This window comes from Pseudomonas sp. RL, from assembly GCF_000647775.1.
GTDB lineage: Bacteria > Pseudomonadota > Gammaproteobacteria > Pseudomonadales > Pseudomonadaceae > Serpens > Serpens flexibilis.
The window spans coordinates 1-7,675 of the sequence record NZ_JBOY01000089.1 but is presented as its reverse complement, the minus strand read 5'-3'; the positions used below and the strand labels follow the sequence as shown (position 1 = coordinate 7,675).

The following is a 7,675-nucleotide window of genomic DNA, read 5'->3' as shown; positions in this document are numbered from 1 at the left end:
CTGCCGTCGGCACGGGGAGGTCGCTACTTTTTCAACAGAATCGGCCAGAAGCAGTCAGTCAATGCGTTACAGTGATTTTTTGCAGCTCTTTATAGAGCCGTTAGCTGCCGCCACCAATAATCCATAGGCCTGCCAGTCGTCAGAGAGTCTTATTCTCGATCAGGCGATTTCCCCGTGGATGACCAGTAGCTCACTGGTGATGGAGCCAGAGTCCTGTCTTCGAATGCAGGACTCCTGGCTTTGCTCACTCAGCGCCGATCCCGGCCATCGGTTCAGTTTGGCCCCAGCCACCGCCCAGAGACCTGAACAGGTCAACCAGCGCAATCTGCCGTTCCGTGCTGATTTGAATTAGTGTGGTCTGGTTGCTAAAGGTGCTGCGCTGGGCGTCAAGATAACGCAGGTAGTCGTCCACGCCGCCCTCGTAACGCGCCTTAGCCAGGGCCATCGCAGCCTCGCTGGAACCGGCCAGAGCCTGGCGGGCAGCCTCCTCGCGGCGCAGGGTGTCGGTGGCGGCCAGGGCATCGGCCACTTCGCGGAAGGCGGTCTGGATGGTGCCTTCGTAGTCGGCCACCGCCGCGTCCTGGCGCACTTCGGCGAGGTCCAGGTTGGCGCGGTTGCGGCCACCGGCGAAGATCGGCAGCGACAGCGTCGGGGCAAAGCTCCAGGCCCGCGAGCCGCCATCGAACAATCCGGACAACTCGGCACTGGAGCTGCCCACCGAACCGGTCAGGCTGATCCGGGGAAAGAACGCGGCGCGAGCTGCACCGATATCGGCATTGCGCGCCTTGAGGCGGTGCTCGCTGGCGAGAATGTCCGGGCGCCGTTCGATCAGTTCCGAGCTGGTGCCGGGGGCGATGTCCTGCAGCACCATCAGGTCGTCGCGGGGCGTCGCGGGCAGCAGGCGAGCGGCATCTGGCGTGCCGAGCAACAGGACCAGGGCGTTGTCCGCCTGGCGTAACTGGCGTTCGGTGCTCTCGCGCTCGGCCCTAGCCTGTTCGGCAAGGCCGACCGCTTCCTGGTAATCCAGGGCGGTGGCGGCCCCCGCTGCACGGCGCTGGCTGACCAGCTCCAGCGAGGCCATGCGGCTGTCCAGGGTTTGTTCGACCAGGGCCATGCGGCGTAGCGCACCATCGCGGGTCAGGTAGGCCTGGATGACCTCGGCAACCAGGCTGATCTGCGTGGCACGGGTCGCCTCCTCGGTCGCCAGGTAGGTCTCCAGCGCGGCCTCGGAGAGGTTGCGCACGCGGCCGAACAGGTCGACTTCGTACTCCGCGAGGCCGAGGCCGACCTGATAGTTGCTGGTCACTTCCGAGCGCCCGGTCTGCGACAGATCGGCAGGCAGGCGCTGGCGGTTGCCGCTGGCATTGGCGTTGATCGAAGGCAGGCGATCAGCACGCTGGATGCGGTACTGGGCACGCGCAGCTTCGATATCCAGCAGCGCCTGGCGCAGGCTGCGGTTGTTGCTCAGCGCCGTATCCACCGCGCGGCGCAAGTCGGCATCGACGATGAAGGTCTGCCAGTCCAGCGCCTGGGCACGGGCGCCCTCCGCGTCGGCGGCTTGCCAGTGCGACGCGACCGGTGCCTGCGGGCGCTCGTAGGTCGGGGCCAGCGAACACCCCGCCAGGGCGGCGATGGCCAGGGGCAGCAGAGCGCGACGGAGCATGAAGTGAGAGGTCATCGCATTACTCCGCTTTATGCAGGGGATGGTTGTCGGTTTGCTGAGGTTTGGTGCGCAGCAGCGACAGCACCCAGACGAAGAAGATCGGCACGAAGATCACCCCGAGCATGGTCGCGCTGAGCATCCCGCCCAGCACCCCGGTGCCCAGTGCGCGCTGGCTCGCAGCGCCGGCGCCAGTGGCGATGGCCAGCGGAACCACGCCGAGCATGAACGCCATGGAGGTCATGATGATCGGGCGGAAACGCAGGCGCGCGGCTTCGACAGCGGCATCGCGCAGCGAGTAGCCGTCTTCCCACAGGTCCTTGGCGAACTCGACGATGAGAATGGCGTTCTTCGCCGCCAGGCCGATCACGGTGATCAGGCCGACCTTGAAGTACACGTCGTTGGGCAGGCCGATGGCAGTCACCGCCAGTACCGCGCCGAGTGCGCCGACCGGCACGATCAGCATCACCGTCAGCGGGATCGCCCAGCTCTCGTAGAGCGCCACCAGCAGCAGGAACACCACGGTGATGGCCAGCGCGAACAGCATCGTCGCCTGGCCGCTGGCGACCCGCTCCTGATACGAAAGCCCGGTCCACTCGTAGCCGATACCTTCGGGCAGCTCGGCAGCGATGCGCTCCAGTTCGAGCATCGCCTCGCCAGTGCTCACGCCGGGCGCGGCGTCACCGGCAATGCGGATCGACGGGTAACCGTTGTAACGCGCGACCTGCACCGGGCCTTCCTCCCAGCTCGTGGTGACGAAAGCACTCAGCGGTACCAGGCTGCCGCTGTCGTTGGGCACATGCAGGCGCAGGACGCTTTCCGGCGTCATGCGCTCGGCCTGTTCGGCCTGTACCACCACGCGCTGCTGGCGGCCGGCGTTGGCGAAGTCGTTGATCACCGACGAGCCGAACGCAGTGGACAGCGCGCTGCTGATCGCTTCGAAGCTGACACCCAGCGTGCGGGCCTGCTCACGGTCGATCACCAGGCGCAGCTGCGGCGCCTCGGCCAGACCTTCCATCATGGCGTAGAGGAACTTCGGATTGCCGTTGACCTTGCCCAGCACTTCATCGCGCGCTGCCAACAGGGCATCGCGGCCAAGGCCGGCGCGGTCCTGCAGGCGCAGGGCGAAACCACCCGAGTTGCCCAGGCCTTCGACCGGCGGTGGCGGCACCGCCATGATCGCGCCGTCATCGAGGTTGGCGAAGTGCTGGTTGACCGCAGCCGACTCGGCTTCCGGCGACTGCGAAGAATCTCGCTCGGACCAGTCCTTGAGCAGCGGGAAGGCAATGGCCGCGTTCTCACCCATGCCGGAGAAGCTGAAGCCGAGGACCAGAAAGGACGTCTGCACGGCCTCGCGGGCCATCAGAAACTCTTCCAGCTCCTCACCCGTGGCCGAGGTGCGCTCACGGGTAGCGCCTGGCGGCAACTGGATGTCGACGATCATGTAGCCCTGGTCTTCCACCGGCACGAAGGATTCCGGCAGGCGCAGGTAGAAGAAACCCATCAGCACCACCACGCCCAGGTAGATGAACATCACCCGCCCGGCGCGCGGCACCAGCTTGCCGTTGAGTTTGGTGTAGCGGCCGGTCAGGGCGGTGAACTTGCGGTTGAACCAGCCGAAGAAACCGGTCTTCTCGTGATGGCCCTCGGGGATCGGTTTGAGCAGCGTGGCACACAGCGCCGGGGTGAAGGTCAGCGCAAGAAAGCCCGAGAACAGGATCGACACCGCCAGCGACAGCGAGAACTGCTGGTAGATCACCCCCACCGAGCCGGCCATGAAGGCCAGCGGCAGGAACACCGCCGACAGCACCAGGGTGATACCGATGATCGCCCCGGACACCTGCCCCATCGCCTTGATGGTCGCCGGCACCGGCGCCAGGCCTTCCTCGGCCATGATCCGCTCGACGTTCTCCACCACCACGATGGCGTCGTCCACCAAGATGCCGATGGCCAGCACCATGCCGAACATGGTCATCATGTTCACCGAGAAGCCCAGCAGGTACATGAAGGTCAGGGTACCAAGCAGACACACCGGCACGACGATGGACGGGATCAGGGTGTAGCGCACGTTCTGCAGGAACAGGAACATCACCAGGAACACCAGCACCATGGCCTCGATGAGGGTCATGATGACCTTGTCGATGGCCACGTCGACGAAGCGCGAGGTGTCGTACGGCACGGAGAACTCGACGTTGTCCGGGAAGTTGGCCGACAGCTCGGTCAGACGCTGCTTGACCGCCTCGGCGGTCTGGATCGCGTTGGCACCGGGCGACAGCTGCACGGCGGCGGCAACGGCGGGCTTGCCGTCCTGGCGCGAGCCGAAGTTGTAGTCCTGGCTGCCGACCTCGATGCGTGCCACGTCGCCCAGGGTCAGGCGCGAGCCGTCCTGGTTGGCACGCAGCACGATGGCGGCGAATTCCTGCGGGTTGTCCAGGGTGCCCTTGACCGCCAGGGTCGCCGTCAGCTCCTGCTCGCTGGAACCCGGCGTGCTGCCGAAGGCACCGGCCGGCACCTGCACGTTCTGCGCGCGGATCGCGTTGTTCACGTCATCGATGGACAGGCCGTAGCCGACCAGCTTCTGCGGATCGATCCACACGCGCATGGCCGCCTCGGAGGCGAAGAACTGCAGCTTGCCGACGCCGTTCACGCGACGGATTTCGTTGTTGATGTTGCGCGCGGCGTAATCGGCCAGCGCCGTGACGTTGGCGTCCTTGTCGCCATCGGTGTAGCTCAGCGCATAGATCAGCAGGAAGCCGGCGGTGGCCTGCTCGGTCTGGATGCCGAGGGTCAGCACGGCCTGCGGCATACGTGCCTCGGCCTTCTTCAGACGGTTCTGCACGTCAACCTGGGCCAGTTCGGGGTCGGTCCCTGGCTGGAAGGTGACGGTGATCTCGGCGATGCCGTTGGCGTTGCTGGTGGACTCGAAGTACAGCAGGTTCTTGGCGCCGTTGAGTTCTTCCTCGATGACGCTGGTCACCGAGTCGGTGAGCACCTGCGCCGAAGCGCCGGGATAGGTGGCGGTCACGGTGATCTGCGGCGGCGCCACGTTGGGGTACTGCGCCACCGGCAGGAACGGGATGGCCAGCAGGCCACCCAGCGAGATGAACAGGGCGACTACCCAGGCGAAATTGGGGCGCCGGATGAAAAACAGGGACATGAGAGGTTCTCCGGCTTACTGCGCCTGGGACTGTGGAGCGGCTTCGGCGGCATCTTGCTCGCGGGGGATGACCTTGGCGCCCGGACGGATAGCCGCCAGCGAGCTGGTGATCACCTTGTCGCCGACCTGCAGGCCCTCGCTGATCTGCCAGCGCGAGCCCTGCATGGCACCGGTGGTGACCTGGCGCGCCTCGACGGTATCGCCCTGCCCCAGCAGCATCACGCTGGCCTGACCGTCAGCCGAACGCTGCACGGCACGTTGCGGCACCAGGATGGCGTTCTGGTTGAGCCCCTGCGGCGTGCGCACACGCACGTACATACCCGGCAGCAACACGCCCTCGGGGTTGTCGAACTGCCCTCGCAGGGCGATTTGCCCGGTGCTGCGATCCACCGAGATATCAGTGAACAGCAGCGTGCCCTTGCTCTCGATATCGGTACCATCGACGCGCAGCGACAACGGCTGGTCGCTAGCGCCGGCAACCTTGCCCTCGGCGATGGCCGCGCGCAGGCGCAGGGCGTCGGCAGCCGGCTGGGTGAAGTCGGCGTACACCGGATCAAGTTGCTGGATACGCGCTAGCAGAGTCGCCTCACCCTGGCCTACCAGCGCCCCTTCGGTGACCTGGGCTCGGCCGATGCGTCCGGCAATGGGTGCGCGAACCTCGGCATAGCCCAGGTCCAGGCGGGCGGTTTCGACATTGGCCTGGGCCGATCGCTTGTCGGCCTGGGCACTCTGCAGAGCGGCCTTGGCGTTGTCGAAATCCTGCTGGCTGACGGCGTTGATCTTCACCAGCGGCTCGTATCGGCGAACCATCGCCTGGGCCTGGAACAACTGCGCCTCGGCGCGGGCCAGTTCACCCTGCGCCCGCGACAGGGCCGCTTTGAACGGCGCAGGGTCGATCTGGAACAGCACGTCGCCGGCCTTCACGTCGGCCCCTTCCTCAAAGGTGCGCTTGAGCACGATCCCCGCCACCCGCGCGCGCACCTCGGCGACACGCACCGGCTCGATGCGTCCTGGTAGCTCGGCAACCACGGTGAAGGGCTCGGTCTGCACGCTGAGCACATCGACTTCACGCGCCGGCGCCTCCTCCCCTTGCTCTTCGGGCTTGTCGCAGCCAACCAGGGTCACGGCGACCAAACAGGAGATCACGGAAAAAGTGATCCACTCGCGAAATTTGTTCATATCTCACCCAAGCACGAAGCCAGTACGTAGTCGAAGCCGCGCATGATCCACACTAAAATCAAATGAGTCAATATTGACTCATCTGATTTTAGTGTGAACAAAGCTAGTATCCTCTTTGAGAAAAATGAGTGTTCTAGGGATGGTCTGAAAAAGTCTTCGCTCGAAAAATGCATCCCAGCAACCATACGGGTTACAGGGCAGTGATTTCGCGAAACAGGGGCTTTTTCAGAGTTTCCCTAGGCAAAATACCCGCATCTGCCTGCGATAGATAAAGAGTGACCGATGGATTTAACTGCTGCCGATGAGAAATTGCTGAAGGCCCTGGCGATCGCCATCGTTGACCACCCGCGAGCCACGTTCAAAGAAATAGCCCAGGCAGCGGGAGTCAGCAAGGCGACGCTAAACAGGTTTTGCGGCACCCGCGACAACCTGATCGAGATGCTTCTGGATCATGGTTCGGTGGTTATTTATCGGGTCATTGCCGATGCCGATCTTGAGTCGGCGCCCTTGGACGCATTGCATCGCCTGATCGAAGGCCATTTGACTCACAGGGAGTTGTTGGTTTTCCTCTCATTTCAGTGGCGCCCGGACACGTTTGATTTAGATGCAGGCGGCTGCCGATGGCTGCCTTACTCAGAAACGCTGGACGAGTTCTTTCTACGCGGGCAAAAACTGGGCGTATTCCGTATCGATATCGGTGCCCCGGCGCTTACCGAAATCTTCTCCTCCTTGATCTTCGGCCTGGTAGACGCCGAGCGCCGCGGCCGTATCGCACGCGCAGGTATGGCGGCGTTGATCGAGCAATTCTTCCTGAACGGCGCTTGCAACTACCAAACTTAACGGAAAGCAACGCTCAGTTTTTTTCCAATGGGTTGGCAGTGTCCGTTTTTGGCCGGTCGTGAGCGACCACAATAGGTTGGAATAGGCATACTCTTTTACCGGCAATCCCGCTCAGTTCGAGACAGGCCATTAGCTGCTGACGTGGTTAAAGCTGAAGTTTTACCTATTCCAGCTCAGTAGAGCTAATGGGCGCTACCTTTAGACAGTAAGTTAAGAACAGCAACGCCGCCAACAATCATTGCCATGCCGATGAACGCCCAAATATCTAGTTTCTGCCCATAAAATACCCAGGCGACAGCTGTCACCAATACAATTCCGAGCCCTGCCCAAACTGCATATGCAATGCCCATGGGAATAGTCTTTAAGGCTAGGGATAAAAAGTAAAAAGCGAGGCCGTAACCTAAAACAACTAATATTGACGGAAGTGGTTTTGTGAATCCTTCGCTTGCTTTTAAAGCAGATGTGGCTACTACTTCACCAAATATTGCAACAGCCAAAAACAGCCAATTATTCATTTGCCTTCTCCGTATGTAGGTGTATGAAGATTTTAATTTTTTTATTCAAAAAAATGCAGTCTTGCGATAAAGAATTTACTGTGAGCAAAGTTGTGTAGGCGCTGAGCATGCAAAACTGCGCATTGATTCTTGCGGTAATGTGTGCGCATCGTTCAATGCGATATAGCGCGAGGGTTCGGGCCGCAAGAAACTTCCGGAAGGTGATCTGACCACAGTAGGCAGGCGCGATTTCGAGCGATAGAACGCTAAAAAAGGGGCATGAACGACTGTCTGCTTCTGGCCGATTCTGTTGAAAAAGTAGCGACCTCCCCGTGCCGACGGCAG

At 62.3% G+C, this 7,675-nt stretch carries 5 protein-coding genes; 1 reads left to right on the top strand and 4 read right to left on the bottom strand.

The features are described from left to right. Positions 1 to 244 precede the first annotated feature (244 nt). Genes AS93_RS0113810 through tmexC form a run of 3 tightly spaced genes read right to left on the bottom strand, consistent with a single transcriptional unit; the run spans position 245 to position 5,996 of the window. Complete coding sequence (locus AS93_RS0113810; protein WP_003152694.1) at positions 245 to 1,678, bottom strand: multidrug efflux transporter outer membrane subunit TOprJ1; 1,434 nt, start codon at positions 1,676 to 1,678, stop codon at positions 245 to 247. Between the two features lie 4 nt (positions 1,679 to 1,682). Further along, on the bottom strand, positions 1,683 to 4,817 hold the full coding sequence (locus tag AS93_RS0113805; protein ID WP_027591160.1) for a multidrug efflux RND transporter permease subunit TMexD2: 3,135 nt from the start codon (positions 4,815 to 4,817) through the stop codon (positions 1,683 to 1,685). A 15-nt stretch (positions 4,818 to 4,832) separates the two neighbouring features. Then, on the bottom strand, positions 4,833 to 5,996 hold the full coding sequence (gene tmexC / locus AS93_RS0113800) for a multidrug efflux RND transporter periplasmic adaptor subunit TMexC (protein WP_037009368.1): 1,164 nt from the start codon (positions 5,994 to 5,996) through the stop codon (positions 4,833 to 4,835). A 282-nt stretch (positions 5,997 to 6,278) separates the two neighbouring features. Here tmexC and AS93_RS0113795 point away from each other — a divergent pair, with 282 nt between their 5' ends. Beyond that, positions 6,279 to 6,836: a TetR/AcrR family transcriptional regulator gene (locus AS93_RS0113795; RefSeq protein WP_003152690.1), complete on the top strand. Its 558-nt coding sequence runs from the start codon at positions 6,279 to 6,281 to the stop codon at positions 6,834 to 6,836. 182 nt (positions 6,837 to 7,018) lie between these two features. Here AS93_RS0113795 and AS93_RS20365 read toward each other — a convergent pair whose 3' ends face one another. Further along, positions 7,019 to 7,351: a Qac family quaternary ammonium compound efflux SMR transporter gene (locus tag AS93_RS20365; protein ID WP_081798309.1), complete on the bottom strand. Its 333-nt coding sequence runs from the start codon at positions 7,349 to 7,351 to the stop codon at positions 7,019 to 7,021. Between the last annotated feature and the right edge of the window lie 324 nt (positions 7,352 to 7,675).

Bases quoted from the DNA above. Each gene is read 5' to 3' on its own strand.
- AS93_RS0113805 (WP_027591160.1), bottom strand. From the start codon at position 4,817: ATGTCCCTGTTTTTCATCCGGCGCCCCAATTTCGCCTGGGTAGTCGCC.
- AS93_RS0113810 (WP_003152694.1), bottom strand. From the start codon at position 1,678: ATGACCTCTCACTTCATGCTCCGTCGCGCTCTGCTGCCCCTGGCCATC.
- tmexC (WP_037009368.1), bottom strand. From the start codon at position 5,996: ATGAACAAATTTCGCGAGTGGATCACTTTTTCCGTGATCTCCTGTTTG.
- AS93_RS0113795 (WP_003152690.1), top strand. From the start codon at position 6,279: ATGGATTTAACTGCTGCCGATGAGAAATTGCTGAAGGCCCTGGCGATC.
- AS93_RS20365 (WP_081798309.1), bottom strand. From the start codon at position 7,351: ATGAATAATTGGCTGTTTTTGGCTGTTGCAATATTTGGTGAAGTAGTA.